Source organism: Rhodococcus sp. ZPP, assembly GCF_017656075.1.
In the GTDB taxonomy this organism is placed as follows: Bacteria; Actinomycetota; Actinomycetes; order Mycobacteriales; family Mycobacteriaceae; genus Rhodococcus_F; species Rhodococcus_F oxybenzonivorans.
Genome location: NZ_CP058641.1, coordinates 192,305 through 217,741, shown reverse-complemented (window position 1 = coordinate 217,741; position 25,437 = coordinate 192,305). Strand labels below are relative to the sequence as shown.

The 25,437-nt window shown below is 66.3% G+C and carries 31 protein-coding genes, 1 pseudogene and 1 riboswitch; of the genes and pseudogenes, 8 read left to right on the top strand and 24 right to left on the bottom strand.

Annotated features, from left to right (window positions below; genetic code table 11):
• Positions 1-4: 4 nt before the first annotated feature.
• Both crcB and HYG77_RS37760 read right to left on the bottom strand, forming a co-directional pair.
• Positions 5-370, bottom strand: a complete 366-nt coding sequence (crcB, locus tag HYG77_RS37765; protein WP_054247256.1) for a fluoride efflux transporter CrcB — start codon at positions 368-370, stop codon at positions 5-7.
• Positions 367-858, bottom strand: a complete 492-nt coding sequence (locus tag HYG77_RS37760) for a CrcB family protein (protein WP_054247254.1) — start codon at positions 856-858, stop codon at positions 367-369. Before HYG77_RS37760 ends, crcB begins: the two co-directional genes overlap by 4 nt.
• An 18-nt stretch (positions 859-876) precedes the next feature.
• Positions 877-967: riboswitch (Fluoride riboswitch) on the bottom strand.
• 387 nt (positions 968-1,354) lie between these two features.
• Between HYG77_RS37760 and HYG77_RS40865 the strand changes: the two genes are divergently transcribed.
• The 5 genes from HYG77_RS40865 to HYG77_RS37740 all read left to right on the top strand — a co-directional run bounded on the left by HYG77_RS40865 (position 1,355) and on the right by HYG77_RS37740 (position 4,893).
• Positions 1,355-1,477 carry a hypothetical protein gene (locus HYG77_RS40865; protein ID WP_268962676.1) on the top strand — a complete coding sequence of 41 codons (123 nt, stop codon included), beginning with the start codon at positions 1,355-1,357 and terminating at the stop codon, positions 1,475-1,477.
• Between the two features lie 240 nt (positions 1,478-1,717).
• Positions 1,718-3,217: a SulP family inorganic anion transporter gene (locus HYG77_RS37755; protein ID WP_054247252.1), complete on the top strand. Its 1,500-nt coding sequence runs from the start codon at positions 1,718-1,720 to the stop codon at positions 3,215-3,217.
• A 40-nt stretch (positions 3,218-3,257) separates the two neighbouring features.
• Entirely contained in the window at positions 3,258-3,665 is a 408-nt protein-coding gene (locus HYG77_RS37750) for a MerR family transcriptional regulator (RefSeq protein WP_054247289.1), read from the top strand.
• Between the two features lie 280 nt (positions 3,666-3,945).
• Complete coding sequence (locus HYG77_RS37745; RefSeq protein ID WP_054247250.1) at positions 3,946-4,200, top strand: hypothetical protein; 255 nt, start codon at positions 3,946-3,948, stop codon at positions 4,198-4,200.
• A 111-nt stretch (positions 4,201-4,311) separates the two neighbouring features.
• Entirely contained in the window at positions 4,312-4,893 is a 582-nt protein-coding gene (locus HYG77_RS37740) for a recombinase family protein (RefSeq protein WP_236603671.1), read from the top strand.
• Between the two features lie 430 nt (positions 4,894-5,323).
• Here HYG77_RS37740 and HYG77_RS37735 read toward each other — a convergent pair whose 3' ends face one another.
• The 5 genes from HYG77_RS37735 to HYG77_RS37715 all read right to left on the bottom strand — a co-directional run bounded on the left by HYG77_RS37735 (position 5,324) and on the right by HYG77_RS37715 (position 8,576).
• Positions 5,324-6,622 carry a VWA domain-containing protein gene (locus HYG77_RS37735; protein ID WP_054247248.1) on the bottom strand — a complete coding sequence of 433 codons (1,299 nt, stop codon included), beginning with the start codon at positions 6,620-6,622 and terminating at the stop codon, positions 5,324-5,326.
• A gap of 175 nt (positions 6,623-6,797) precedes the next feature.
• Positions 6,798-7,139: a hypothetical protein gene (locus HYG77_RS37730; protein ID WP_054247246.1), complete on the bottom strand. Its 342-nt coding sequence runs from the start codon at positions 7,137-7,139 to the stop codon at positions 6,798-6,800.
• A gap of 80 nt (positions 7,140-7,219) precedes the next feature.
• A complete protein-coding gene (locus HYG77_RS37725; RefSeq protein WP_054247244.1) occupies positions 7,220-7,426 on the bottom strand; it encodes a hypothetical protein in 207 nt (68 codons plus the stop codon).
• Positions 7,427-7,515: 89 nt separating this feature from the next.
• Positions 7,516-8,118: a 3'-5' exonuclease gene (locus HYG77_RS37720; RefSeq protein ID WP_082359791.1), complete on the bottom strand. Its 603-nt coding sequence runs from the start codon at positions 8,116-8,118 to the stop codon at positions 7,516-7,518.
• Between the two features lie 56 nt (positions 8,119-8,174).
• Complete coding sequence (locus HYG77_RS37715; protein WP_054247242.1) at positions 8,175-8,576, bottom strand: hypothetical protein; 402 nt, start codon at positions 8,574-8,576, stop codon at positions 8,175-8,177.
• Between the two features lie 332 nt (positions 8,577-8,908).
• Here HYG77_RS37715 and HYG77_RS37710 point away from each other — a divergent pair, with 332 nt between their 5' ends.
• On the top strand, positions 8,909-9,154 hold the full coding sequence (locus HYG77_RS37710) for a hypothetical protein (RefSeq protein WP_054247240.1): 246 nt from the start codon (positions 8,909-8,911) through the stop codon (positions 9,152-9,154).
• A gap of 46 nt (positions 9,155-9,200) precedes the next feature.
• On the opposite strand, the gene HYG77_RS37705 is transcribed toward HYG77_RS37710, so the two are convergent.
• Positions 9,201-9,479, bottom strand: coding sequence for a hypothetical protein (locus tag HYG77_RS37705; protein WP_054247239.1), 279 nt, complete (start codon positions 9,477-9,479; stop codon positions 9,201-9,203).
• 145 nt (positions 9,480-9,624) lie between these two features.
• Here HYG77_RS37705 and HYG77_RS37700 point away from each other — a divergent pair, with 145 nt between their 5' ends.
• Positions 9,625-9,765, top strand: a complete 141-nt coding sequence (locus HYG77_RS37700) for a hypothetical protein (RefSeq protein WP_159929187.1) — start codon at positions 9,625-9,627, stop codon at positions 9,763-9,765.
• 100 nt (positions 9,766-9,865) lie between these two features.
• Here the strand turns inward: HYG77_RS37700 and HYG77_RS37695 are convergent, their stop codons facing one another.
• The 4 genes from HYG77_RS37695 to HYG77_RS37675 form a co-directional block, all read right to left on the bottom strand.
• The gene (locus HYG77_RS37695; protein ID WP_054247237.1) at positions 9,866-10,195 is read right to left on the bottom strand and encodes a DUF2510 domain-containing protein; all 330 of its coding nucleotides are present in this window, start codon (positions 10,193-10,195) and stop codon (positions 9,866-9,868) included.
• Between the two features lie 791 nt (positions 10,196-10,986).
• A complete protein-coding gene (locus HYG77_RS37685; RefSeq protein ID WP_208964464.1) occupies positions 10,987-11,541 on the bottom strand; it encodes a hypothetical protein in 555 nt (184 codons plus the stop codon).
• Between the two features lie 72 nt (positions 11,542-11,613).
• The gene (locus HYG77_RS37680) at positions 11,614-11,901 is read right to left on the bottom strand and encodes a hypothetical protein (protein ID WP_054247231.1); all 288 of its coding nucleotides are present in this window, start codon (positions 11,899-11,901) and stop codon (positions 11,614-11,616) included.
• 44 nt (positions 11,902-11,945) lie between these two features.
• Positions 11,946-13,193 carry a hypothetical protein gene (locus HYG77_RS37675; RefSeq protein ID WP_236603673.1) on the bottom strand — a complete coding sequence of 416 codons (1,248 nt, stop codon included), beginning with the start codon at positions 13,191-13,193 and terminating at the stop codon, positions 11,946-11,948.
• Positions 13,194-13,557: 364 nt separating this feature from the next.
• Here HYG77_RS37675 and HYG77_RS37670 point away from each other — a divergent pair.
• Positions 13,558-14,487, top strand: a pseudogene (locus HYG77_RS37670) (phosphatidylserine/phosphatidylglycerophosphate/cardiolipin synthase family protein).
• A gap of 290 nt (positions 14,488-14,777) precedes the next feature.
• On the opposite strand, the gene HYG77_RS37665 reads toward HYG77_RS37670, so the two are convergent.
• From HYG77_RS37665 to HYG77_RS37610, 12 genes are all read right to left on the bottom strand, one after another.
• Positions 14,778-14,921 carry a hypothetical protein gene (locus HYG77_RS37665; RefSeq protein WP_159929191.1) on the bottom strand — a complete coding sequence of 48 codons (144 nt, stop codon included), beginning with the start codon at positions 14,919-14,921 and terminating at the stop codon, positions 14,778-14,780.
• Positions 14,922-14,974: 53 nt separating this feature from the next.
• Positions 14,975-15,298 carry a hypothetical protein gene (locus HYG77_RS37660; protein WP_236603674.1) on the bottom strand — a complete coding sequence of 108 codons (324 nt, stop codon included), beginning with the start codon at positions 15,296-15,298 and terminating at the stop codon, positions 14,975-14,977.
• A 15-nt stretch (positions 15,299-15,313) separates the two neighbouring features.
• A complete protein-coding gene (locus HYG77_RS37655) occupies positions 15,314-15,673 on the bottom strand; it encodes an Lsr2 family protein (RefSeq protein ID WP_054247229.1) in 360 nt (119 codons plus the stop codon).
• Positions 15,674-16,011: 338 nt separating this feature from the next.
• Positions 16,012-17,322, bottom strand: a complete 1,311-nt coding sequence (locus HYG77_RS37650) for a CopG family transcriptional regulator (protein ID WP_054247226.1) — start codon at positions 17,320-17,322, stop codon at positions 16,012-16,014.
• A gap of 212 nt (positions 17,323-17,534) precedes the next feature.
• A complete protein-coding gene (locus HYG77_RS37645; protein ID WP_236603675.1) occupies positions 17,535-18,626 on the bottom strand; it encodes an ADP-ribosylglycohydrolase family protein in 1,092 nt (363 codons plus the stop codon).
• Positions 18,623-18,790 carry a hypothetical protein gene (locus HYG77_RS37640; protein ID WP_164709553.1) on the bottom strand — a complete coding sequence of 56 codons (168 nt, stop codon included), beginning with the start codon at positions 18,788-18,790 and terminating at the stop codon, positions 18,623-18,625. The genes HYG77_RS37645 and HYG77_RS37640 overlap by 4 nt, the downstream gene beginning before the upstream one ends.
• A 91-nt stretch (positions 18,791-18,881) precedes the next feature.
• Positions 18,882-21,029, bottom strand: a complete 2,148-nt coding sequence (locus tag HYG77_RS37635; RefSeq protein WP_082359785.1) for an ADP-ribosyltransferase — start codon at positions 21,027-21,029, stop codon at positions 18,882-18,884.
• Between the two features lie 493 nt (positions 21,030-21,522).
• Positions 21,523-21,864, bottom strand: a complete 342-nt coding sequence (locus HYG77_RS37630) for a hypothetical protein (protein WP_236603676.1) — start codon at positions 21,862-21,864, stop codon at positions 21,523-21,525.
• A 330-nt stretch (positions 21,865-22,194) separates the two neighbouring features.
• Positions 22,195-24,195, bottom strand: coding sequence for a cutinase family protein (locus tag HYG77_RS37625; protein WP_054247224.1), 2,001 nt, complete (start codon positions 24,193-24,195; stop codon positions 22,195-22,197).
• 203 nt (positions 24,196-24,398) lie between these two features.
• Entirely contained in the window at positions 24,399-24,590 is a 192-nt protein-coding gene (locus tag HYG77_RS37620) for a hypothetical protein (protein WP_054247223.1), read from the bottom strand.
• Positions 24,591-24,650: 60 nt separating this feature from the next.
• Entirely contained in the window at positions 24,651-24,929 is a 279-nt protein-coding gene (locus HYG77_RS37615; RefSeq protein ID WP_054247221.1) for a hypothetical protein, read from the bottom strand.
• 17 nt (positions 24,930-24,946) lie between these two features.
• Positions 24,947-25,432 carry a hypothetical protein gene (locus HYG77_RS37610; protein ID WP_236603677.1) on the bottom strand — a complete coding sequence of 162 codons (486 nt, stop codon included), beginning with the start codon at positions 25,430-25,432 and terminating at the stop codon, positions 24,947-24,949.
• Positions 25,433-25,437 lie beyond the last annotated feature (5 nt).

Genomic DNA, 25,437 nt, shown 5'->3' with positions numbered 1-25,437 from the left:
CTCCTCACACCGAAGCCAGGGCGAGACCGGCACCGCCGGCGACGATCGTCAGCAGCAGGGCGCCGACCGCGTTCGCGAGACCGGCGGCGTATTGCTGGTGTTGGATCAACCGGGCGGTCTCGAAACTGGCGGTGCTGAAGGTGGTGTACCCGCCGCAGAACCCGACACCCACGATCAGCTGGATCTCTCGTGGAACACCGTGGAAGAGGATCAGGCCGGTGACGAACCCGAGGAGCAGTGACCCGGTCACGTTGATCGTCGCCGTCGCCCAGGGGAATTCCGACGCCTTACGGTGTTTGATCGCCCCATCGATCACGAACCGGGCGATCGCGCCGAGGCTGCCGGCGCAGGCGATCCACAACATCATCATCGCTCCGCCTCCGTGCACCGCAACCGAAGTTGCGCGCCGACCGAGATCCCGGCGGTGGTGGCCACCAACCCCACCAGCACGGTGCCGGCCGCGTAGCTGCCGGCGGCCCACCACTGGTGGCCGCGCAACAGGAGGTCGGTGTCGACGGCGAGGGTGCTGTAGGTGGTGAACGAGCCGAGGATCCCGGTGCCCACCGCCAGGCGCACGCGTTGCCGCCACCGATCGTCCGGGCCGAGCCGGGTCAGTGCCTCGAGCAGCAACCCGAGCAGGAACGCCCCGATGATGTTGATCGCGAACGTGGTCACCGGCCAACCGCCCGCGACGGTGGGGAACCACACCGCGAGCTGGTAGCGCAGCGGGGCCCCGATCAGGCCCCCAGCTCCGACTGCGGCGATCGCGGCCGGGCGTACATGCAGCGGTCCCGGGGTGCGGGGCGCGGTGTCGGGATCGACCGGCAGGGTGGGATTCGGGTCGCGGCGACCGTCCACGGGCAGGCTCCTTCCACAAAAGGGAAAGGAGCCATCAGCCCCGAGGTGGGGCGGTTCAGACAACCCCTTCGCAGGGTGGTCTCGGCGGAGATCCATCGCCGCCAAAGAGCATAACCTGGCGGCCGGCGCCTGTCCGTGAGGCACACCCGAGGCGGGTTGGCCGCCGCCCTCCCGGTCACCAGGCCACCCCGTCCCTGCTCGACCACGGGCTATCCAGTACCGCACCTGTCCGCGCTACTGGATCGACAACCTCGACTCAGACACCCTCACGGTGACGGCCGGATGGCCACAGATCGGACTAGAACCGATCCAGGAGAACATAGACATCCACCCGCACCTGGGCTCGAACGCCCGGCCTGGACACGGGGCCCGCACAAGACGGGCTGAGCGGCAACGCCCAGAAATGACATAGCGGCACCACAGGCGGACCCCGATCCCGGGGACCCGTTCGGGCAGACGCGCGACGACGGCACGACCGTCTGCGGGTGCTGTGCGGTTGAGCATTCCCCAGACAAGTCTCAACGCCGCGGCCGCCAAACTCGCCGCACTCGACCGGACATCCTCGCACGGTTCCGGAACGGCGGAGTTGGGCATGCCGATACTCGGCCGAAGCAGCTGACCGGGAGGCCGGGCGCCGAGGCGGTCACTGTCCGAGACCCACAGCACCCGATTCGTACTCTACCCTCCCGTGAGGGTAGGGTTCCGGGTTGTCGGTGATGCCACCGCAGGATCGTTCCTGCGTGGGTCGGTCGTGGGCCTGTGTCGCTCCGAGCCACCGCATCAATTCCTGTGACGCCTCTTTCGGCGTCGTTGACGTCTAGGGCATCGGCGTGTGCACGCCGGTGCGAACGGAGCTGTGATGGCAGGAGAACTCGATACGCCCGCGGAGACCATGTCGGTGCGGGCCGCGTTGCGGTCCCCGCGCCGCCTCAAAACCGAGGTCCTCGCCGGAATCGTGGTCGCGCTGGCACTGATTCCGGAAGCGATCTCGTTCTCGATCATCGCTGGCGTGGACCCCCGCGTGGGTCTGTTCGCCTCCTTCACCATGGCGGTGACCATCGCTTTCGTCGGCGGCCGCCCCGCGATGATCTCGGCTGCGACCGGTGCGATCGCCCTCGTCGTCGCGCCGCTGTCGCGTGACTACGGCATGGACTACCTGATCGCCGCCGTCCTGCTGGCCGGTGTGCTGCAGGTCGTCCTGAGCCTGCTCGGCGTCGCGAAACTGATGCGATTCATCCCGCGCAGTGTGATGGTTGGTTTCGTCAACGCCCTCGCCATCTTGATCTTCACCGCGCAACTCCCCCACCTGATCGACGTCCCCGCCCTGGTCTATCCGATGGTCGCGGCCGGACTGCTGATCATGGTGTTCCTGCCCAAGCTCACCACCGCGATCCCCGCCCCGCTGGTGGCCATTGTGCTGCTCACCGCCGCCACCGTGATCTTCGCGTTGAACGTCCCGAACGTCGGCGACGAAGGCGAACTCCCGTCCAGCCTGCCGACCTGGGTGATCCCGAACGTGCCGTTCACCATGGACACGCTGTCGATCATCGCGCCCTACGCGTTGGCGATGGCCCTGGTCGGGCTGCTCGAATCGTTGATGACCGCGAAGCTGGTCGACGACATCACCGACTCCCACTCGGACAAGACCCGCGAAGGCTGGGGGCAGGGTGTGGCGAACATTGTCACCGGAATCTTCGGCGGCATGGGCGGCTGCGCCATGATCGGCCAGACCATGATCAACGTCAAGGTCTCCGGAGCCCGCACCCGCATCTCCACCTTCCTGGCCGGGGTGTTCCTGCTGATCCTCGTCGTCGGACTCGGCGACGTCGTCGCCCTGATCCCGATGGCCGCCCTGGTCGCGGTGATGATCATGGTCTCGGTCGGCACCCTGGACTGGCACAGCATCGCCCCGAAGACGTTGCGGCGCATGCCCCGCAGCGAAACTTTCGTCATGCTTGCGACCGTCGCGGTCACCGTTGCCACCCACAACCTCGCCTACGGGGTGATCGTCGGTGTCGTCACCGCAATGGTGCTCTTCGCCCGCCGGGTCGCGCACCTGACCGAGGTGGTGGACGTCGCCCACCCCGACGAGAACACCCGCATCTACAAGGTGCGCGGCGAACTGTTCTTCGCCTCGAGCAACGACCTGATCTACCAGTTCGACTACGTCGGCGATCCGGAGAACGTCATCATCGACCTGTCCGACTCCCACATCTGGGACGCCTCGACCGTCGCGACCCTCGACGCGATCACCACGAAATACGCTGCCAAGGGCAAGAACGTGGAGATCGTCGGCCTCAACGCCGCCTCCGCCGAACGCCACGTGCGCCTGAGCGGGCAGATGGGTGCCGAGCACTGACATCATCCGTGCCCGGACGAATGCAGAGAAAGGTGAGCAGATGACGGACCGCATCGAAGGTTCGGCATTGCGGCACATGCAGATCGGTGAGGTCGCCGAACGCACCGAACTGTCGATCAAGACGATCCGCCACTACGACGAGGTCGGCCTGGTACGGCCTTCTGAACGCAGTGCCGGCGGCTTCCGCCTCTACACAGATGCTGATGTCCAACGCCTGCTCGTCATCCGGCGGATGAAGCCCCTCGGATTCACCCTCGACGAGATGCGCCAGCTCCTCGACTCCCTCGAGACTCTGGCCTCGAGCCGGCCCGCCGAGGACAAGGCAGCAGCGCAGGCATTCGTGACCGAATGCCATGCGCGCGCCGAAGAAAGCTGTCGCAAGCTCCGCAAACAGGTGGCCTACGCCGAGGAGCTCACTTCGCTGCTCGCCGACCACGCGGCCGGGTAGTTCGTAGTCCGGTAAAGCAGGTCGAAGGCGAAGAAGTTGACGGTGACCTGGCGGCGCAACACCGCCGACGGGCGTACCACGCCGGTTCCCCGATTCCAGCTGTCGCGCCAGCGAGGATTCCATGTCGTCGCCTCGACTGCTGTGTACACGGCGCGATAGAAGGAACTGGACGGTTTGGTACTCGCAAGTAGCACTGGATCAATCGTAACCTGCACGGCGCAATGCAATTCCACAGGCAAGGTCGTGAGTTCGACAGCGATCGATAGCGAAGGAAGATTCCATGGGCATGCGCGACACGGTCAACGGTGCATTCAGAGTAACGCGCCTAGCATTCGACGCCGCTGCTGCCGTCGCATCCATTGTGGTCGCCATTCCTGTCGCGTTTGCCATCGGCGAGGCGACCACCATGGCGCGCGCCGCACGCGGCGATCTCACTCCCGCCACGACCGAGGCGACGATCAGCGGCAGAACTCGTCTGCGCAGCGCGCCCCTCGGTGACATCGACCGGGCGTTCCATCTGGCTGATCATCCGTAGATCCTTCTTCGATCCCCCAACGACGGTTCACAGTGCCCCTGTGGGCGTACCTGAAACAGGCGCGCAGACCAGAACCCCGACCATCAGGTCGATGCGCTGCGCCGTGCCGGGGTGGCCGCCGAGAACATCCACGTCGATCATGCGGGTGGAGCGAAAGCGTCACGGCCCCAGCTCGATCTGGCGCTGGCGCGGCACCGCGGGGGCGACGTCCTGGTGATCACCCGGCTCGACCGGCTCGGACGGTCGATGCTGCACCTGATCACCCTCGGCGCCGAGCTACGTGAGCGCGGCATCGGTCTGAAGGTGCTCGAGCAAGGCATCGACACCGCCACCGCCGAGGGCCGCGCCATGTTCGGCATGCTGTCGGTGCTGGCCGAGTTCCAGCGCGAGCTGACCGCGGCCCACACCCGGGACGGGTTGGCCGCCGCCCGGGCCCGCGGCCGTAAGGGCGGCCGGCCGTCGAAGCTCAGCCCGGACCAGATCGAACTCGCTCAACGCCTCTACGACGCAGGAGACCACACCGTCGCCCAGATCGCGGGCATGCTGAAAGTGCCGCGCACCACGGTCTATGGGTATCTGGAACACACGCCGTGCTGCAGGCGCCGCCCGGTGACCGGTTCCGCCGAGGTTTTCACGATCGCCCCACCGTTGCGGAGGGTGTGCGCGACCGCCAGTGGCAGCTGGTTCTCGTAGCCGAGGACATCGCGCAGCATTTCCTCACCGATCCGGCGCAGCACGCCTCGGAAGGAGTTGCCGGAGATGACTGGTACCAGCTCGGCCGACCCGTCTGGTTGCAGGATCTTCATCCGCCGGCCGATCGCGGTGGTGCCGATCAGCTCCCCGCGGTGCGAGATCGGGGATTTCGCGGTCATTTCGATCCCCCAAGGCGGGCGGACCGACCGCGGAAAGTAGGGGGGCGTGGCAGACGGAAACGTTCCAGTTGGCGTCTGCCACGCCGGGCGAGGAACACTGGTGCCGGTAACCAGCCGGCGGCGCCCCCGCCCCGCAAGCATACCCGAGAGCCGCGAACACCGATCGCAGGAGACTACCGCCGGGGACATGTCATCTGTGCAGGTAGAATACCTATTTCGCAATCGCGCCATGTCATTTGGGGACAACGGGATCAGCTGAGGACGCGGGCCTGCCGGGCCGCGCGTAACCAGTCCGGGTACTCGCTGAGGAGCAGTTCGTACAGGGCTGTGTCGGTGAGCGTATCGACGTTCTCGACCGCGAAGAACCCGGCGTTGTCGACGAGCCGGCCGGTCAGGGTGTCGAGTTTCTCGAGAACCCCGAAGCTGGACTTGCCGATTCCGATGAACTGCCAGAACGCCGGAAACGCACTGGCTGTCCGCATCAGGGCGGTGATCTGCGCCCGCGCATTGAATCCGCCGTCGGTGAAGAACAGCACCAACGTCGGGACCGCAGTGGCTTTGTCGAGGGTGCCGATGATCTCTTCCATGACCGGGATCTCGTTGTTGGTGCCGCCGATCGCATCGAAATCGATACCGCCGTGCCGGCCACGGAGGTGGACATAGGTGTTCACCCAGGTGTCGGCATCGGCGACGGTGACGTCCGGCAGCTTCACGAACCGCTGCGCGTAGGCGTAAGCCTCGAGGTTGCCGTCCGAATCGAGCTGCGTCGCGACCGGCACCATCCGCTCGATGATCCGTTTGACCTCACCGGACCGGTACCGCTTGGACATCGACCCGGTGTTGTCCATCACCAGGACGACCCGGCCGACCGGGCTTGCGGCACCCTTGCTCAGCAGGACTTTCGCGACCTCCCGTTTCTGCAGATTCAGCTTCTCCCGCTTGACCAAAGAGAGCGTCGCTTCGCCGGGCACCGTCCGCACCCCCTCCCCGTCGACGGTCGCCGAAGTCGCCGCCGCGACAGCGGACTGTGCGGGTTCGGGTGCCTGTGCAGGGGTTTCGTCGACGCTGACACCGTGCTCGGTGACCAGGGCGTCGAGTCCGCCGCTCCAGCCGGCCGACCGGTTGCGGACCTTCCAGGACCCGTTGCGCCGGTACACCTCGAGCAGTACCGCGGACCACTCGGTCGTGAGGCCTTCCGCCGGGATCGCGAACGAGGTTCCGCCCGCCTGGGTGAGAGTTACTGACAGGCCCGGGACTTCGGCGAGGCTGCCGGGCACGTTCTCATCGAGCGCGACGGCCACGGCGAGGGTGTCGATCGCCGCGGGCACTGCCGCGAGGTGCAAGGTCACCTGCCCGCCGGTGAGGGTGACCGCCCCTTCCAGGGTGCTGGGGTTGTTGAAGAACACCAGATCGGCGTCGGTCCGGACCTTCAGATCGGCGCCGAGCTGGAAGACGAACAGATCGACCGTTCCCTGCCGGGCGCCGGTCACCTCCACCGTCGTGGTTGCCGTGTCGATCGGGCTGTTCGCCCCGCGAGTCAGAGAGGTCATGGTGTGTTCCGGCCCGCCAGGGTGGGGCCGAGTCCTTTCGTCAAGTGCCGCGAGGCGGTCGGTACGCCCGCGAGCAGGAGCCTAGTAACCGGATTCACCGGGTACGCACGTCGGCGCGCCCACAGACACGTGGGGTTGTGGGCGCGGGAGTGCCCGTGCGGGATTGGCTGTGCGGTTACCGCAGCACCGCGACGTGGTTGCGGCTGGTGTAGCGCGGGCTGTCGTGTTCGGTGCCGTCGTCATCGCGCAGACGCAGAATCCACACCGTCCCGCCGCGCGGTGACTCGGTGCACGCCTGCGCCCGGACACCGATCAGGGTGCGGTAGGCGCCGGTGCAGGTCTGCGGATCGGCCCCGGTCTTCGACCACACGCTCCGGCCGATGCAGCGACCCAGCATGACGGGTGGGACGACATTGTGCGTGCGGAAGAACTCCGCGAGCCGTGGATCCGTTGCCGGCAGCGGCGGATACGCGTCGAGCTCGGGCACACCGAACTCGTCGAACAGGGTGGCGTTCATGGTCGCGGCCCGGTGGGGTGCCGCTCCCGTGCTTCGGTGAGGACCGCGGTGTAGAGGTCGAGGTGCCCGCAGGGGTTGTCCTAGTGATCGCAGGTCAGCCAGTGGCCGTCTTCGTGGAATAGGTGTTCCTTCGGGAGGCCGCGCGGTCCTTGGCAGGCCGGGCAGACCCAGGTGAGAGTGACCGTGCGGATCTGGGGGTAGGCGGTGCTGGTGCCCCAGCCGCTGCGGTCGATGACGCGGACAGCGCGTTCGGTGAGGTCATGGTCTACGGGCACGGGCATGGGCATGGGCAGGTCAGCCTCTTTCATGAAAAGGGGACGTGTCACCTATGCAGCTAGAGCAGGTTTTCTGGATTCTTGCTGCGCTACGGCGGGATTCAGAACCGGCCGTCCGCGATGCCCTGAAGAACACCGCGAGCGGCTTCGGCATCGCCGCGGGCCCGGTGGGCGCCGCCGAGCCGGATGCTCTTCTCGACCCCTTCTGCCTGGGAGCGGGCCAGCATGATGCACCCCCACCCGCGCGGGTCAGCGAGCTGCGCCGGGTCGAGCCCGTGCCGGTGGCAGTCGTGCAGGATGCGGCCCATATCGAACCCGGCGTTGTACGCCAACGCAATCTTCCCCGCCGTCGCCGCCACCAATTCGGGGAAGACCGCGGCCCAGTCGGGGGCGCCGACCAGCTGGGCGGCGGCGATTCCGTGCACCGCGGCGGCGGCCGGGTGGATCGGTACGGCGCCCGGATCGACGAGGGTGTCGAGGAGCACGGCCCCGGTGGCGGCGTCGATCACGGCGATCTCGAGGATCGAGCCGTCGAAGTCGGTGGATTCGACATCGCAGACCACCGCCCGGCCGGGCCGCAGCATCTCCTGCGCCCACTGGCGGGGACTGAGCGCAGGCGGCACCTGCCCCACTCGCGGGCTCGTCGCTGGTGACTCGGATGCGGTCATGGTGGCCATCGTGACCGCACCCTCCGACACACTCATCCACGCACCAACCGGTCGATCGGACATCGAACCCCCTCCAGTTGCCGGCATTGCTTTCACTGGTCGGCTTTCTGGTCGCGCTGGTCGCGCTGGCCGCGCTGGGCGAGCTTCGCGTCGAGCCATCCGTCGACGAAGTCGGACATGATCTTCCGGCCGCTCTCATCGCCGACGGCCAACCCCGACAGTGCCCGGCGGACCACGCTGCTCAACGCCGGAGAGAGCGGATCTCCCTCGTCGTGGGCAGTGCGCCCGACCTCGGCGAAGTCGACTTCCCGCAGCTTCGACGGATGCGTGAACCAACCCCCTTCCGGGGTGGCGTACCGCTCGGGCGCCGCCGGCATCAAGGTCACCGACCCCCGCGAGCACGCGGTCACCACGTACACCCCGGGACGCACCGTCCACGACACCATGCCGCCGATGGCAGGTTCCGTCGGGACTGCATTCACTGTCTGAACCATCGAAGATCCTCTTTCCCTGCTGCACTGTGACGTTCTGCCCCGACTTTACATCGCTACATTGTGATGTAGCAATGGGGGACACGTCATTCGCCCCTTCGGCTCCGAGCCATTACCTGACAAGGTGTCGTTGTCTAGTCGCCGTCATGCGGCCGTACCACAGCCCCCGACACGAACGACAAGCGTTACAGCACGGCGTTGTAGGGTCTAGGCATGGACACCTCATCCGGCGCGGCACCGGCACGCCGCCACCTTTGTCACTCGGAGGCGACGTCGTGCCGTGGCCGGTCTGCGCCCCTCACCGCTGCCGACCCGGACGGGAAGGCCTGAGAAACATGGTCAGCCCGCACCGCCTCACCACCGACCAAGTCATCGACCTGATCAAGGAGGAAACCGGCACCGAGCTCTCCATCTCGACCTTCCGCGGGTACGTCTCACGCGGGCAAGCACCGGCACCGGTAGAAAAGATCGGCCGCACCCCACTATGGAAGCGCTCGGACATCATCAAATGGGCGCACAACCGGCCCGGCCAGGGCGCCCGCACCGACATACCGAAGCAGCGCAGACGACGCACCCAGTGACCGGCCGCCGCCATACCGTGTGACCATGGGGACGGCGGCGGTGAGCTCAGGTGGCGGTGTCCACGCGCAGCCGCGGCAGCATCCGGTGCACCGCACGGGCATCGCGGCGCCGCAACGACCCCTCCGCCAGCAACTCCCGCACCGCCTCGACCACACGAGCCGGAACGGTCACCTCGTGCTTGACCGCCCCACCCAGCGCTTCGATCAGCGCCTTGTGGACCTGACCGGTCTCGAGCGAGAAACTCACATGATCGAGCGTCTGCGCCGGCAGTACTGGACGCAACGCGGAGATCACCTCACGTGCAAACTTGTTGGCCCCCTCCATACCTCGAGTGTGACACACCACCCCGACACCCGCAGGTACTGCGCCGCTCCGCTCCACCCTGCGCGCAGCGTATGCCCCAAAAATCGGATCAGATCGCCAATGACCGACCGCCGCGCGCCTGTCTCGCCAGGTTCCTCGTCGTTCGATGCGGAACGTAGAAAGCACCACACAACGCCAGATTGCGGACAAGACTGCGGGTAACGCCGCAGCGGCGCCACAGGCCGAGAACGCCGACGCCATCGATCGCGCCGGTCGCGGCATGAGTAGGTATCTGCACGGCGAGTAGGTTCTAGTGCGCGATCGTCGATCTGAGCGGGTGTGAGGCCGGGGAGGCTCAGGTCGGCGCTGGTGTCTTAAGCGCAACGCGCATCGAGGGAGGGGTCTCACTACTCGCGGGGCAGCGTTGCCGAGGTCCATTCTGAACCGTTGTACCAGCGGTTCAGCTTCGGATCACGCTGATCTGGATACCAGCCCGGAGTCATACCCTGAGTTGATGGAGTCACCAGTTGCACCGGTGGCGGACGCTTGTCCCCGACACGGACGAGTGCGCGGATCGCGAGGACGATGACCGCGCCGACACCGATAACGATCGCGTAGAACACCAGCTCAACCGAGGTCACGCCGTTACCGACGCCAGAGAGGAGTAGGACCACGGCCGCAATACCACCGAGTACCCAGAGGATTCGCCGCATCCGGGTGCCCTGTTCATCATCCATGCGAAACACATACCACGCAGATTGGTCTCGACGAGGACGAACCCCTGGGGGGAGGTCCCCGGCGCCTCGCCGTCGAGGCAGCCCCGTATTGCGTCATGGGACGGCGCAATGCTCTCGTTCGGCTTCTTCTCATATTCGTCAGCGCCCGGGAGCTCGGAGACCCGAAGACGCCCGCAATGGCTTCCCAGGCTGCCGCTGACGGCGTTCCGTCACCGGAGGGTAGATAGCCTCGACCGCCGGCAACGGTGCCGGTCTGTGCCGTTTACTCAGCCTCTTCTCCAATTGGCGCATCAGTTCGTCGTCAGTCAACAGGTCGGGGTCGGGAGCCACCACTGGCACAATCCCGAGTTCATCCGCTGTAACCGCACCGGCAGCGAGCAACGCCCTGGTGACCGGAACCCCGAACGCCTCCGCTACCAACTTAATTGACTTGATGCCAGGTTCCATCCCGTCATTGATCCAACGCGTGACGATAGACGGGTGGAGACCAATCTCCTTGGCTAACCGATTCCGAGTCCAGCCGTTCGCTTCGAGTTGCGAACTGACGAATGAAACCCATCTTGACATGCTCGGAGCGTAGTCGCGGTCTCCCGACACCCCGGCAGCGAGACCCTACAACGCGATGAGAGCTACCGGGCAGCGGACACTGGTTGCTGCACAAGGAGGGGACGTGTCATTTCTACCGGTAAACAACCTGATTCGGGGAGCTGGGAAAGGAGTCGGGAGTTGTCACCCGCGACCTCAACCCCACCGCGGGTAGGCCCGACGACCAGCGCATGACCCGGAAGCTCTCACCACCCGTAGAAGATCAGGCTTGCCCACGCCACGATTGCCGTGACCGCGGCCAGGGCGACGGCGCCGATGGCAAATACCCGCGTGGCTCGCACAGCTTGCTGAAGGCTCCTGTCCGAGACAATGTCACTGGTCGCGCCGGTGATGGCAACGTAACACCCAGCAATCACTAAAAGTGCGCACACGCACACCACCCAGAGTCCCCATCCGACCGAGATGCCGAGCGGCGAGTCGATCTCAGCGAAGTTGCGAATGCCGGAAACGAGATCCCAAAAGCTGACGATGGCGGCAACTGAGCCAGCGAGGAGGGCAGCGAGCCACGTCCATGCGACTTTGGACACCGCGGCAAGCAGAAGCGCCAATGCGGCAACCGCACCGGCGACCAGGGTGATGTATCCGTCATCGACTTCAATCCCGGAAGCGGATACCGGTCCGGCTACGGCCCACGGTCCGAGGCTGCCGACGATAACGCCGATGCTGGCTATCCATGCGATGACGTATCCCGGCGCGTTCACGGCGGAGAGGAACGGAACCGGGGGGCTCGTGACAACCATCGAGTGTCCCTTCTGCACGAGATCTGCACGCCTGCGTGCGCGTCGAATGGTGATGGTCAAGTGGACTTCAAGCTATCTTCCTCCGGCGGGCACGGCGTAGGAACTCTTGCACAAACATTGATCCGCACGTAAACACCGGTTGCCCATCGCCCTGCACGTGGCATGCACCCGATGCTGAAACCTTCGAGGCGCCAGACTCGCCCGGAGAACGACGGTGCACACGGCGGCGGTGCCGAGGGATCCGGCGTCGGCGAAGTCGTCGACCCGCAGGGAGCGGATCACCGTGCGGCGGGGATCGTCGAGCCAGATCTGGCCGATGCGGATTTCATCGCCGTGCCGGTTGGTCATATCCGCGGTCATCGTGGTTCTCCTGTCGATAGTTGGTTGCTGACGAAGCGGAGTGCTTACGCGGCCGAGGCGGCGGTTGCCGGAGCCGTGTGGTGAGCGGTGAGGGCCTCAGCCCACCACAGATCGAAATTCGCGTGTTCCTTCGCTGCGGCCAGGGCGGGGGCGACGACGAAGTACCGTTCGATCGCGGGGAACAGCGGGCCGCGCCGGTGCTGATACACCCGCACGATGCCGTCCTCGCCCACCTGGCGCTCGATCAGCCCCTTGGCCTTCCCCTCGGCCGCGAGACGGTCCAGAACGGTGTGCAGGGACGCCTCGGTGCCGCGGCCGCGGATCCGCACCGAGCGGACGGCGTTGCCGAGCTTGGCCGGGTCACTCTTCCGCGGCCGCAGGATGCGCCGCACCTCGTAGAGGGCGTGCGGCGCTGCGGCGAGGACACCGTCGAACGCCTCGAGCACCCCGGTCATCTCCTGCGCGCGGAGCATGTCGATCAACCGGCGACCGCCCACCAGCCCCTGCGCCGGATTCAGGGCCAGCGCTAGGTGTTCCATCAGCAGGGTCTTCGCCCCCACCGCCGGATCGGCGGCGTACCGGGCGAAGATCTCCGACCGATTCTGCTTGTTGGCGAACGCGAACGGGCAGAAGGTGCAGGCGGATTTACCGACCCCGGTGCCGATCACCGACTCGGTGAAGGCGATCGCGTCGCCGCGGAACCAGCCCCACTCGATCAGCGGGTACTCCCCCGTCCGCAGGTCGGTGTTGTAGCCGGCGTCCTTGTCCGCGCGGCGGCGTTCCCCGGCCTCGAAGCCCATCACGTGCCGGTACGGCCGGCCGCGGGTGAGGCGGGCGATGACCGGGTCGAGGGCATCCCCCTTTGCATGAACGGAGCAGATTCTGGCGCCACCGGACTGGGGAATGGTGCCGGCCTCGACCATCTCGTCGTAGAGCGTGTACGCGCCGTCGAGGCACAGGCGGGTCGGGCTGCGGGAATCGTCGAGGATCACCACTCCGTCACCAGCGATAGTGACGTGCCGGCGGGCGCGGGCGACCTGCACGAAGCGCACACCCGCGGCCGCCAGCCGGGGCAGCACCCGCTCCTCGATCACGGTGCGGGTGGAGTCCCACTCGTCACCGGTCATCGCCGACACCACCACCAGTTCGTCGAGACCGAAGTCGCGGCTGGTCGAGTCCTCGAGCCACCGCAGCAAGATCGCGGTCGAGTCCTCGCCCAGCCCGTAGCTGAGCACGACCTTCGGTGTGGGCTCGTCGTCGTTCACCGACAGGTCAGTGCAAGCAATCGTCAAGTGCATGTTCCTTTTCGCTGATTGCGTGAGGTAAGCCGGGTGAATGTCAACGTGGACTGTTCGAGAACCGACCTTACAATGTGACGTTGTATGGATCAAGTGGGGAGACCCTGCCGTGCAGATGCTTCCACCCGGTTGCACTCTTTCGTCGCGTTACTTCCCCCGTCGATACATGGGATGGGGACATGTCATCTACCCAGCTCAGTGGGTCATTTTTGGGATCCAAACAAGCCCCGGATGACCTCAACGCCTGTGGGTGCAGGGACACCGATCGTGGAATGGGATCGGGCGCTACCGGCCCCGGGCGTCTTGCGGCCGCGCTACCGGCCCCGGGCGTCTTGCGGCCGCGCTACCGTTCCCGGGTATGGGGACGACATTCCACGGGCCGAGCCCCTGGCCGCATATCACCGCGGCGATCCGAACGAAAGGCTCCCGCTGGGCCGCGATCGCCTACCTCGGCCAGGACGCCCCCCTCCTGCTCCCCCTGCGCGCCGGGGACGTCCTGGTCGTGAACGCCTCCAAAGCGGCACTGCGCGCACATGCCACCTCACCGGCCGCCCTCGCCCACTACCTGGGCGCCGGGGTGCGGGTGCTGTCCACACCGAACCTGCACGCGAAGGTGATCGTCACCGACCGTCGGGCGGTAATCGGCTCCGCGAACGCCTCGCAGAACTCCACCGTCGTCGACGAAGCCGTGATCATCACCGACGACCCGGACCTGCTCGCCGCCGCCGGCGCATTCATCGACGCAATCGACGAGACCACCGAAGTCGATGCGGTGTTCCTCGACAACGCCAACGCCGAATGGGCGAAGGGGCGGGCGCTCACCATCCCCGGGGTGACCGGCCGGATCCGGACCGAACCCGACTTCCTTCCCTCACCGGTGACCCGGATGTTCGTCTGGCAGACCGAAGAGTACGACCCCAGCGCGTCCGAGCAACGCGAATGGACGACCCAACAACGGCGCCAGCGGCGCCGCTGCCGGACCGACCGCGAGGTACCAGCTCGAATGGTTCCGCCTCGACGAGCCCGGCCACCTGAAACTCGGTGACGTCCTGATCCAGGTCACCGACGACTGGGTTCATCCGCCCGCCGTGGTGCACTCCGGGCCCGTGACGATTCCCCGTTCCCGCGGCACTTCCTCCGCACCCGGAACGATCTCGAGCCCATCGCGTTGTCGGACGCGGAGAAGACGCTCGCCGACCTCGGGAACCGTAACCCGCGGCTGCGGACCGACCACCGCATAATCTCCCCCACCCTGCGCGCCGCCCTCCTCGGACTCTGGAACCTCTGACCGCTCCCCAAAGAGAAGGGGACGTGTCATTTCTCCAGGTAAATCACCGTTTTGCTCCTGGAAGGTCAGACACGATGTGGCTGCGCCTAGCGCCTCGCACGACCTATTCGTCTTACGGATCGTTACAGCTGGATTCTCAGTTGAATGGAAGCGACTGCCACCACATGCTTATTGCCACGAGGGCGTCGGTGAACTGAGGGATGGCAGAGAAGAATCCCAGGTCTAACATGGCGCTCTCCTTGGTCGGAAGGATCGTGCACACGGAGTATCGCCCGTGCCCTCGGAGACTGTTACGTGCGAACAACCCCGTCGACGAGCGTGCGTGCCCGGATGAGCTCGTGCAACACCGCAACCCCGACGCCACACTCCTTCCCCGCTTCCGACAATGTCAGAGAGTCGGGATTGCCCTTCGGGTCAGCACCGTTCTGCGACATCCCAGCACCGTACCGAGCCCGACCCGCTCGCAGGAACCAACAGCTCCTCGGCGCTACCAGTCGGCCGAGGTCGCCGCGATCTCGCGGACGCGTGGCGGCCAGCACGGGTCAGTGGCCAGTGTGTGGATGACCTCGGCCATGTGGGGATGGTGGCCGGCGACGTCCAGGCGGGCCAGGAGCCGGGTGATGCGTCGCGGACGGTCGGGCCATCGCCCGCCCGTGGTTTCGACCAGGGCGGCCAGCACGGTCGCGGCCTCGGTGTCGTCGATTCGACTGGTTCCCCGGTCATCCCGCGCGTAGACCCCGGCTACCGGTGGTGCGCTCGCGGCCGTTCTGATCGACGCCCGGTACCAGGGATTGCGCAGCGACCGCCTCATCTTCCCGGGCTTTTTCTAGTGGGCGTCGCGGAACGCCTGCTCGACCTCGGCGGGGAACCGGCCGCGGGAGGAGATGTCGTAGCCCTGCTCGGTCGCCCACGCCCGGATCTCTTTGACTTCCCCGCGCCGCCGCTCCGGAACGTCGGCAACGGCTGGAACGACGGGGCGGTCGGAGCGGCGTTTGCGGCCACCGGTGCGCGTGGCGTAGTCGATGAAGTACCCGATCTGCTTGTGGAACTTGGTGGCGTGCTTGTCTTTCAGGTCGATTTCGTAGTCCACCCCGTTGACGGAAAAGGTGATGTTCTCCCCTTCTCCGTCACCGAAGATGGTGCCGTCGATGTCGTCGACGAGTTCGACTACTACCTTCCGCGCCACAGTTCCCCGATCTCATGTTTTCTTTCACATCAGGACCGAACCCTACTGGCGGTCGCGCCGTCACCGGGGGACCAGGTCCTGGGACGTGTCATTTCCGCAGTTCAGAGCGTGGCTATCGGGTGTGCACGGTAGGGCCGAGCCCGAGGTGGAGGGGCGGGCACAGCGCAATGGAGGGCAGGGGTGCGCATCCACTCGGAACAGGCGGTGGTGCTGCGTGTGCGGGTGCCGCGGTCAGGGAGAGGGCTGCGGCCGCCGTGGACGCGATGAGGGCCAGGCGCAGAAACCGAGACACGGAATCCTCCAGTGGTGCGGGCCCGACCCACACACATTCTCACAGGTCACGCACCATCGCCGTGGCCTGTTCGGCGCCTAGGCTCGCGGCGGGCATGTCTGGAGATCAGTTTCTGCCGGTTGCCCGGAGCTCGGTACATCTCGTCAAGCATCAGGGTTTCGATGCCGGCGTGCTGGCGCAGGATGCGTGTGGCGGCGAGAGACACCAGTTCCTGCCGGGTCGGGCCGAGCCGGCCGGCGAGGGCGTCGAGGTGCACGAGGAGTTCGTCATCGAGAGCGACAGCGTTCCTGGCCTTGGGCGGCTCGGGGCGCAGATCGTGCACGGGGGCAACGGTGGTGAGGTCGGCCGTCAGGTTGCCTGGGTTGTCGAGGAGTCGGCGGATCCCGACCCGCACCAGCGCCGAGACCCGGCGGGGCCCGTACTCGTCGGCGAGCTCGTGCAGTCGGCGTTTGGTGTCCTCGTCCACCAGGAACGAGTGCGGCTTCCCGAACGGGCGCCCCGCCGGGGACGGCGCCTTCACCGCTCCGGCGGGCCCAGTGGCGGCGGCGGTGGTGGTGGTTTTGCGGCATTCGTTGCGGGCGAGGAGCTGACCGCGGTTCGACTCCCCCCGGTAGATCTCGTCGGTCACCGCCTGCTCGAGATCACGCGGATGAGCCAGGAGTTGCTGGGCGGCCAGGCGCATCAGTTCGCCGCGATCGGACCCGAGACGGTGAGCAAGGGCGTCGAGTTGATCGCGGAGATCGTCATCGAAATGCACATTCGTGCGCGGGCCGAAGATTTCCGGTGCCAGATCCCGGACCGCCCCGATCGTGGTCAGGTCGGCGGTGAGATCGCCGGGGTCGTCGAGAAGCCGGCGCAGTGCGACCCGCAACGCCGCGGCGGTGAGGACGTCACCGTTGCGGCCGGTGAGCCGGTCGAGTGTGGAGGGGTTGACGTGCAGGCGGGTTCGGTGGGTGAGGTCGTCGCGGGCGTCCTCACGGAGCACGTGGGGACGGAAGCGGCCCGCCGCGGTGAGGAAGCGGTGTGCGGCGACGCGGACGATGGCGCTGCGTTTGGTGTGATGGGCCCGGGCCAGATCCTCGAGGCGCCGGTCGGTGGCCGGGTCCAGGTCGAAGAATATTTCCACGCGCGGGAGGCTCCGTGCGACGGCGGACACGCGGCGGTACTCATCGAGTGCAGTAGGTACGCGGTCCGGGTCGGCGAGGAGGCGGTGGGCGGCCACACGCACCAGGGCGCCGAAGCGGCGGGGGCCGATCCCGGCGGCTACCTCCTCGAGGTGTTGCTTGGTCTGCGGATCGAAGCGGAGCGGGATCGGATCGCCGACAGGGACGCGGCCCATGCTGGTGGTCTCGGGCATCGCTGTCATTCTCCGTGAGGATGGTTTGTCCGGAACTAGTTCGGATGGAGACCGAGCGCCGGGCAGACGGCTGGTCGATGGAACGCACTGCGCACAGACGCGCCCCTATGGGTACTTATCCGCTATGGGGGCTAGCGGCGCCTGCGGCGACTCAGGGACGTGGCATATCCCCGGGCCAATGACCCTTAGCCTGTTCGACCCAGGGTCTGTGATCACCGGGTGTTCGGATCTTCCGAAGGCCGGATCGCCGCGGCGGCGAGTTCAGCGGAGTAGCGGGGCTCGAAGAGCGGGTTCATACCGGCGGTGTGCCAGTAATCCTCGGTGGTGTGGGCTGCGCCGATGAGCCCGCCGGCAATGCACGCAATGGAGTCGGAGTCGCCGTTGCTGGTCGATGCCCAAGCGAGGGCCTCGGGTCCCGTCAGGGCGGCCACATCGTCCGCGGTTCCCAGGTCCGCGACCAGCAAGGCGAGAGCGATCGCGCTGGCCGACTCCCAGCCTTGACCGATCCCCACACATGGGTCGCCGAAGTCGGCCGGCGGAAGGGCGCGTAGTTGTTCGAGGCGTTCCGCTGCGTGGGTGAGGATCTCGTAGGTGCCGTCATCCAGCCCTTCTACCAGGTACGACGACACGTCCACGGTAATCGGGGCGAGGACATCGCGCAGGTAGGAGTCCTCGGTCCAGGAGCTGGTGCCGCCGTAGATCTGTGTGGCCGCCGTCAGGGCGTGTTCGAGGAACCGGCCGCGGCGTTCGGGGGCGTAGCGAGTGGCGTCGGCGAGGAGCAGCGCCGGGACGACAGCGCGCGGGTGCTTGTGGGTGATCACGGCCTGAAGAGCCGTCAGCCCCAACCAATACGGATCCGGAGCGAATGCGGCTGGGACCAACCGCATCACTGCCCCGCAGCCGGCGGATTCGACCGCCCCGTCCGTGTCGTACCAGCGGGCGCCGGCGCGTAGGTTGCGCAGCGACTTCATACAGGTGCGGCCGGGAGCCCGGGTGTTGTCGGGGTCGACCTGCCACAGCAGGAAGTGCCGGGTGATGGCGTCGGTCACCGCTTCGATGTCGCCGAAGTCGGTGACCTCGACCAGCGCGTGGTGCACGGCCAGGGTCATCTGAGTGTCATCGGAGATCACCCACTGCCCGGATGGCGGGGCGACCGGGTAGGTGGGCATCTGTGCGTAGCTGGTGAATTCGACCTGATACCCCCACGCGTCGCCGGCGGCGAGGCCGGTCAGTGCATTGGCGTACCGGATCGCGACGTCGTCGGTCGGGTTCGCGTCAGGGTTAATCGAGGGTGTCACGGTCACGGGGTCTGTCCTCGTGCGATGTCGTTGGCGGCGGTGCGGACAGTTTCGATGTCCATGAGGTCGAGGTCGGCGACGCGGCCGAGGTAGTCCGCGATCGCGTCGGGGGTCATGCCCTCATCGAGGTGCCGACGGATTTCGTCGAGCTGCTCGTCGTTGAGTGCCATTGTGGGGGTCGTCCTTCCGTCTCGCCCCTTCAGGAAGGGGACGTGTCATAGTGCCTGGTGATTGTCGGTCTATGCGGCTTTCGTGCTTGGTTTATGCGGCTTTCGTGCTGGGTCCGCTGCCGTGTTCGGCGTCGGCGACGAGATCTTCGGCAACCATGTAGACCGTTGGCCGGCCGCTGATCCCGTGGTGATCGACCTTCACGCACCGCAGGTGGGTTCCCATCGGCAGGACGACCTCGTCTTCGGACGAGAAATTCGAGATGGATTTGACGGGCAGGCCGTCCCGGGTGCGGACGACCATCATGTACGGCGGATGGCCGGCGAAGTTGTGGGCGGTGCTGTGGTTGGTGCTGAAGCTGGTGACCTTGCCGATCTCCATCCTAGAGCCGACGGTGAAGGCCAAGTCGATGTACTCCTCGGTGGTGCCTTTCCAGCCGCTGGGGATCTGGGTGCCGCGGACCAGGGTCATCGGCGTCTTGTTCGGGTTGTGTTTGCGGAACTTGTCGAACGCGGAGTCTAGTTGGGATACGACGGACTTGACGTGCCCGGAGGGGTTGGCGTCGCGTCCGGTGATGGCGGCGTTGATGGATCGGTAGCTGCCGCCGGTGTAGGTCGTCAGCGCGGTGCGTTCCTGGTAGCTCAGTACCTTCTGCACGAACGCCGTGTTGGAGGTGGTCAGCGCCCCGATGTTCGACGTTTGCACCTGGCCCCCCGGCCCGAGCTGGAAGCCCCACGACTTCAGGTCGCCGGCCCGCTGAGCGATCACGGCGTAGTCGTCGGCGGTCTCCTTGCCATAGGCGCGGATTCCGCTGCGCCAGAGGCTGGCGTGCTTGTCCGCGCCGAGGCTTTGCGGTGGGATGTCGTGCTCGAAGTGCGGAATCACACCCCCACCGGCCGTCGGTGTACCCAGGGCACGGGCGTGCGCTCTGGTGTAGGCGGCGTCGGCGGCGGCCTTGCTGGCGCCGTCGGCGAGAGCCTTCGCGCGCGCCTGTTCACCGGCCTTGATTGCAGACTGTTGCCGTAGCGTCTGCCGGTGCCGTTTGATGCCGTCGTGGATGTCCGCGCGGACCGGGCCGCCGCCGACGGAGTCGGTCAACTTGTCCTTCGCCTCGGCCATCTCCTCGTCTATGACCGCCTGCTGCGCGGCCGGAGTGGACGCGAGACCCGAGGCAGCTCGACGAGCCACTTCCAGCCCCACGTCTCCCTTCATGGCGTGCGCCTGTTTCTGCAGCTCAGTGGCGTTCGCGGGCAGCGGATCAGGATCAGCCAGTTTCGGGATGCGATTGGCCTTCGCGAGCGCATCGTTCTTGCTGGTGCCCTGGCCCACCGGATGGTAGGCGTCGCCGTTGCGCTGCAGGATCAAGAAATCCGAGGAGCCGCGCCGGTAGATCACGGTGCCGCCGTCGAGGATGCGACCCTCGACATCGGTGACACCGGACCCGGTTTCCATCGCGATGGTGCCGGCGGTGTAGACACTGGTGTCCCGCGGTGTGGATGCCAGGGTCGGCTGTCCACCTTCGGTGAGCGCCTTCGCCGCTTCTGGCGCGGCGCGGCGGTTGAGCGAGCGGGCGATCGCGTCGACCTCGTCGTCGGATAGGGAGGCGTAGTAGGCGTCGCGCTCGGCGTCGGTGGCCATGTCCTCGCGCAGACCGAACTTCGCGGCGGCCAGGTCCTCTCGAACCTCGACCTGCCGGCGCTTTGCCTCCAGGTGAGCCTGTTTCGCGTCGTCGAGCTCGCCCTGTTTCGCTGCGATGTCGCCTGATGAACCGGTACCGTCTTCGGCGGCCTTCTTCGCCTTCCTCAGCCGGGCCCGAATCCGGTTGACCGCCTTACGGGCTTCCTCCGCTTCCGCGTCAGCGGCGACAACGTTCTGCTCCGCTTGCTCAACTACCGCCTGCGCCGCAGTGACTTTCGGGGCGGTCAACTTCTCGCGCTCGCTCACGGCCTGGGCGATGAGCAGTTTCGCGCTGGGTGGGATGGCATGAACGCTGGGCATTGGTGTGCCACCGAGGATCTTCGCGTCGATCCCGAGCCCCTCCATGAACTCTTTGAGGATGCTCGGCGGGGCGGACTGCACTGCTGCCGCGGCGCCGAGCAGCCCCTGTTCCTTGAGGTGGGTGACGACCTTCTTACGGGCCTCACGTCCCAGCCGTCGGTTCGCGTTCGCCCTCGCAGCAGCCTTGTAACCGCCGCAGCCAGGGCAACGTCGGCCACTTCCATGAGCTTGTGAACGGCACATGAAGGCATCGTATCGGCGAAATAGACTGTCCCCCAACTGACACCAACTGTCGATACCGTTGCGGTCCCTGCCGTTCATGCGGACACACCCCCCTCCCCTGCTGCAGTTCCGCCACAAAGAATCCGTTGATGGATCACACAGTCGACCCTGCCAGCTGCCTACATTACAATGCCACATTGTATTCTACGCGCTCGGGCCGCGCCCGACGAAGACGGGCGCAGCCCGAGTGGCCACCTATGGCCGATAGCTGCCCACGGTGAGGCCCTTTCGGCTGAAGAGGGAATCCTCCTAGAACGGTCCGGTGCCGGGGACGCCGCCGAGGCCGAGCCAGTAGAAAATCCACATGAAGAGGGGCAATGTATTCACCTTTCGGGGTGTTGTGGACACCGGGCTGTGTGACCGGCGAGCGTCAAATGCGTTCGTGTGGGCTCCGATCCTGTTGCGGTCCTTTAGTCATCGGTCCACCGTCAGCGTGTACGAGGACTATGGCATTTCATGACTGACCGCGATCGACGATGTCGAGTTGAACACGGTTGCGGTGACTTATCGCCCACCGGCCGGCGTCGAGGTCGTCGACGAGGAGCTGGCATTGTTCGTCGGTGCGCACGTCCGAAGACTGCCCGATGACGTTGATGGGTCCGCGGACCCCGTTCCTCCAGTCGACGACGGTGTAAACGACGTCACCCGTGGGGGCGAAGTCGCGTTGGCGGGTGCAGACAACGAAGTGTTCGGACGTCGCCCGGACGGTGTAGGGGCGGCGTGGTTCGAGTCCGAAGCGGATCCGGTTACCGGGTTCGAAGGTGATGGGTGTCGTCGGCGTACCGGTCGCATTCATCAACGTCACCATGCACCCCCGGTTGCACGCTGCTGTTGAGGGAGGGAAGCTCTTTGGCTATCGACGAGAGTGGCGCGGCTGATGCAGCCCTGGGTAAGACTTTTCGGTCGGTGCCCGATGTGGAAGCCGTCGCCGGCATCACCTTGGTGGGGGCAGGGGTAGATCGACAGGCCCTGCCGCTTCTCGTGGTGTGTGCGGGCCGCGCGGGCGTCCTTGCGTGTGAAGTAGGTCCGCTTGCTGCAGTGCGGGCAGGTCGCCCAACGGGCGGTAGGTCGGTGGGCGCGAGGGGACAATTCGGTGCTCCTATGACTGGGGACGTCGTCGGGATGGTCAGACGGCGCGGGTGATCTGCAGGTTCAGCCAATCGGAGACCCACTCGATGGCATTGCGGCCGGCATTGTCGACGACCAGGGTCTGGTAGCTCTGGTGGGCTCCGGAGGCGAAGAAGCTAGCCGCGTTCAGGCCCTCCCCGACTACCGCGGCGAGATCCTCGGCTCCCTGCGAGCGCGCCATCGTCGATACCGACCCGGCGAGTCCTTGCAGGTCGAGGGTTTGCGCTTGCGTGGTGATCGTGTTTCCCACGGGGTTGCCCTGCTTGCCCAGTAGCGCGGGGTCGGTCTTGCTGGCTTTGCCGGTGAGCATGTTCGCGGCCACCGAGGCGAGTTCGAGGCCGAGGGGGATCAACGCCGCGGTCTGCGCCGCAGCACCGACCGGGTCGGGTAGCACTCCGGGCGGTGGGAAGAGTTTGTCCGCGGCGGCCCACGCGATTTCCTGGGCCTGGCCGGCGATGTTGGCCAGCTTGATCACGTCGACGTTGCCGAGAATGCTGGTGACCAGTGCTGCGATCTGGGTGTACCCGGTCGGGTCCGGGATGATCGCGAGGATTTGGGAGACCCACTTCAGGTCGACACCGGCGACCATCTTCACCAGCGGCGCGAAGTGCACGTTCAGCTCCCGGGCGGCGTCCCGGGCGCCGCGGACATCGCCGGCGGCGATCTTCTGCGGTAGCACCATCAGGTTGTGCAGGATCTTCGGAATGTCGAGGGCTGTGATGCCGGTGACCACGCCCAGGGCTTGGTCGACGACGACTGTCGGTTTGAGGACCGATAACACGCTCGACGCGGTCGACAGGGCATCTGCGGGGGTGGCGGCGACGGGCGCGATCTGGTTACCGAGCGATGCGGCCGTGTTGGAGAGCTGCGAGATGGGCGGGTCGGTGGCGGGAAGCGTGGTGGTGCCGCTATTGGCCAGCCTGGCTGCGGTGTTCGCGATCGTGGCTACCGAGTCCAGCGCACCGGTCAGGTCCGCGTGGCTGGCTGTGGTGAGTACCTGCGCGGCCGCGTTTTCCGGCGTGCCCGCCGGGGCTGCGGCAAGGCCCGTGGTTGCGGCACTGTTCGCGGCCCCGGACTCGAGCAGCTCGGCCAGGGGACGAAGAGTCTTGCCCAGCGCGGTCGCAGTGTCCGCGACCTCCGCGACATCGACCGAGCCGCCGGTGTCGAGGCCGGAGAGTTGCTTTCCGAGCGCGTCCAGATTCGAGCCGAGACCGGGCAGGTCGGCGTCGGTGAAATCCGAGGTCAGCGCGGTGGCGATTGCCGCGTTACCACCTCCGGCATCGGTGGCACCAGTGGTACCCGGGGTCTTCGACAAGATCGATCCGAGCGATCCGAGGAACGGGTTGGCACCCTTGTGGATCGAGCAGTACAGATCTTTCGGATCACAGATCGAGGCCACCCGCCCCGATAACTTGCCCATGCCCTGCGATCGGGGACCGGCGATCCCCTGCCCGGAGGTCTTCGGCCCGACCGTCGCGGCGCCCTTCGTACCGGTACCGGGATCGGCGAGCAGGGCCACACCGAGGACCCGGTCCGCGTCGACCGGTCCCTGGTCGTTTCCGATGGCCGACGCGAGATCACCTGCTGCATCGGAACCTTGGGAGTAGCCGGTGATGGTGATCTTCGCGTCCGGGCATGTGTCGGCGTAGTGGCGCAGCACGGCGGTGGCCTTGCTGACCGCGTCGGCTTTGCTGTCAGCGTAGGTGTGGCCGTTGTCGAACGCGCGCGCCATGTACGGCAGCGTGTATACCTGCGCTCGGGCACCGTTCTTCGCCTTGATCGCCTCCGCGACGGGGGCCAGCATGCCCACCGGCTGGTTTGGGTCGGCGTGCTCGTTGGTCTCCCACGTGCCGGGGATAAACAGGTTGAACACCGCCGCGCAGTTCATCGGGGCGGCGTTGACGATCGCGGGTGCAGTAAGCACGACGCCACCGCCAGCGACGGTCGCAGTGGCGATCAGCGCGACGGTGCGACGGGTTCTCGAACGTCTCGCGGGCATTGGCACCTCTATTACCGGAACGGACACTGACGCCTACCTTCACCCATTTCGGCGTTTCGTCCCAACGGGGTGTCGGCGTGACCCAGGCTCCTTTTTCGACCTCTGACCGGCGAGTATGTCCATAGGGAGGTTGTTTCAGCCGCGATGCGACAAGGGCCACCCAGTCGGTGCCGCAGCGATCCGGTAGTGGTGGCTTCCGGCGTTTAGTTCCAGTCGATATGGATGGATTCGAAGTGCGCACCGACGTCGGCGCCGTCACCTAGATACGGGTGGCCGTAGTACCGGGTCAGCGCCAAGGTCGCCTCGACATCGGAATCGGTCGCCAGACTCGTCGGAAACTGGAACCTGGCCGGCACCCGTTCGGGTGTTCGCCCGCCGGAGGCGGGCATGTTCATCGCTGGTCAAAGTCCACGGTGCTTTGACAAGTAGAAGTGCTATTCGACGCGGCGGGGTTGCTATTCGGGGAGTCCGAGTCTGGCTGTTAGCGTTGGGATGCCAATTCCCTGGATCACGTCGAGGCAGGCGCGCATGACCGCTGGGTCTTGCGCGCACTGCGTGCTGATGTCGAAATTGACGTATGCGGGTACGGGGTTGACGGGCGTCGATTGGACCGCGTTCGAGGGCTTAGGTCCGAAGTTCCAGAGGATGAGGATGGCGCCGGCCATCGCAGCGATCAGGGCCGCGACCCGGAACGGTGATACTCGGCGCGGAGTGTTGGTTGCGGTCTCGATCATGGTGTGCCCTTTGTTCCTTACTCGGTGCAGTCAACGTGCAGGGACAGGTAGATGCGACGTGGTTGGTCTGCCCGGTTCCAGTCCTGCGGGGCGTCGATGGTGGCGGCGATGTCGATGTGGTCGGGCTGGGACCAGTCCACGGCCTGCACGGTGTCGAGGTATTCGTTCTTGGTCTCGACGTCAGCGGGGGCGAGGTATTGGTCGGTGTTCTCGATCGTGAGTATCTGGGCCCCGTGGCGGGCGCGGATCTTCCAGCCGTGGGGGGCCGTGATGTCCACTGCAAGCTGTTTTCCACGGCCGTAGCAGCGGGCGGAGACCTCGTCGGGCCGGGGGGTGGTGATCTCGGTATCCGAGTGGGTCTCGCCCCATCCGATGACGATACTGCCCAGGTCGGTGCTTTCGTCGGTGACAACTGACCCGCTGATCGAGGCGGTGACCGCCGCGGCCGCGCGACCGTCGTCGTCACCGCAGGCGGTCAGTGCGGCGAGAGTGACCCAGGACAATGCTG

What these genes read in the sequence shown, in the direction of transcription:
- HYG77_RS37625 (WP_054247224.1), bottom strand. Translation starts at nt 24,195, where the DNA reads ATGCCCGCGAGACGTTCGAGAACCCGTCGCACCGTCGCGCTGATCGCC.
- HYG77_RS37750 (WP_054247289.1), top strand. Translation starts at nt 3,258, where the DNA reads ATGACGGACCGCATCGAAGGTTCGGCATTGCGGCACATGCAGATCGGT.
- HYG77_RS37680 (WP_054247231.1), bottom strand. Translation starts at nt 11,901, where the DNA reads ATGACCGCGGATATGACCAACCGGCACGGCGATGAAATCCGCATCGGC.
- HYG77_RS37665 (WP_159929191.1), bottom strand. Translation starts at nt 14,921, where the DNA reads ATGTCGCAGAACGGTGCTGACCCGAAGGGCAATCCCGACTCTCTGACA.
- HYG77_RS37710 (WP_054247240.1), top strand. Translation starts at nt 8,909, where the DNA reads ATGGTCAGCCCGCACCGCCTCACCACCGACCAAGTCATCGACCTGATC.
- HYG77_RS37630 (WP_236603676.1), bottom strand. Translation starts at nt 21,864, where the DNA reads ATGAATGCGACCGGTACGCCGACGACACCCATCACCTTCGAACCCGGT.
- HYG77_RS37620 (WP_054247223.1), bottom strand. Translation starts at nt 24,590, where the DNA reads ATGAACATGCCCGCCTCCGGCGGGCGAACACCCGAACGGGTGCCGGCC.
- HYG77_RS37615 (WP_054247221.1), bottom strand. Translation starts at nt 24,929, where the DNA reads ATGATCGAGACCGCAACCAACACTCCGCGCCGAGTATCACCGTTCCGG.
- HYG77_RS37650 (WP_054247226.1), bottom strand. Translation starts at nt 17,322, where the DNA reads ATGCCCGAGACCACCAGCATGGGCCGCGTCCCTGTCGGCGATCCGATC.
- HYG77_RS37700 (WP_159929187.1), top strand. Translation starts at nt 9,625, where the DNA reads ATGCGGAACGTAGAAAGCACCACACAACGCCAGATTGCGGACAAGACT.
- HYG77_RS37695 (WP_054247237.1), bottom strand. Translation starts at nt 10,195, where the DNA reads ATGGATGATGAACAGGGCACCCGGATGCGGCGAATCCTCTGGGTACTC.
- HYG77_RS37635 (WP_082359785.1), bottom strand. Translation starts at nt 21,029, where the DNA reads ATGTGCCGTTCACAAGCTCATGGAAGTGGCCGACGTTGCCCTGGCTGC.
- HYG77_RS37715 (WP_054247242.1), bottom strand. Translation starts at nt 8,576, where the DNA reads ATGGTTCAGACAGTGAATGCAGTCCCGACGGAACCTGCCATCGGCGGC.
- HYG77_RS37730 (WP_054247246.1), bottom strand. Translation starts at nt 7,139, where the DNA reads ATGAACGCCACCCTGTTCGACGAGTTCGGTGTGCCCGAGCTCGACGCG.
- HYG77_RS37745 (WP_054247250.1), top strand. Translation starts at nt 3,946, where the DNA reads ATGGGCATGCGCGACACGGTCAACGGTGCATTCAGAGTAACGCGCCTA.
- HYG77_RS37735 (WP_054247248.1), bottom strand. Translation starts at nt 6,622, where the DNA reads ATGACCTCTCTGACTCGCGGGGCGAACAGCCCGATCGACACGGCAACC.
- HYG77_RS37705 (WP_054247239.1), bottom strand. Translation starts at nt 9,479, where the DNA reads ATGGAGGGGGCCAACAAGTTTGCACGTGAGGTGATCTCCGCGTTGCGT.
- HYG77_RS37755 (WP_054247252.1), top strand. Translation starts at nt 1,718, where the DNA reads ATGGCAGGAGAACTCGATACGCCCGCGGAGACCATGTCGGTGCGGGCC.
- HYG77_RS37720 (WP_082359791.1), bottom strand. Translation starts at nt 8,118, where the DNA reads ATGAGTGTGTCGGAGGGTGCGGTCACGATGGCCACCATGACCGCATCC.
- HYG77_RS37660 (WP_236603674.1), bottom strand. Translation starts at nt 15,298, where the DNA reads ATGAGGCGGTCGCTGCGCAATCCCTGGTACCGGGCGTCGATCAGAACG.
- HYG77_RS37725 (WP_054247244.1), bottom strand. Translation starts at nt 7,426, where the DNA reads ATGCCCATGCCCGTGCCCGTAGACCATGACCTCACCGAACGCGCTGTC.
- HYG77_RS37640 (WP_164709553.1), bottom strand. Translation starts at nt 18,790, where the DNA reads ATGGCACTCAACGACGAGCAGCTCGACGAAATCCGTCGGCACCTCGAT.
- HYG77_RS37685 (WP_208964464.1), bottom strand. Translation starts at nt 11,541, where the DNA reads ATGGTTGTCACGAGCCCCCCGGTTCCGTTCCTCTCCGCCGTGAACGCG.
- crcB (WP_054247256.1), bottom strand. Translation starts at nt 370, where the DNA reads ATGATGATGTTGTGGATCGCCTGCGCCGGCAGCCTCGGCGCGATCGCC.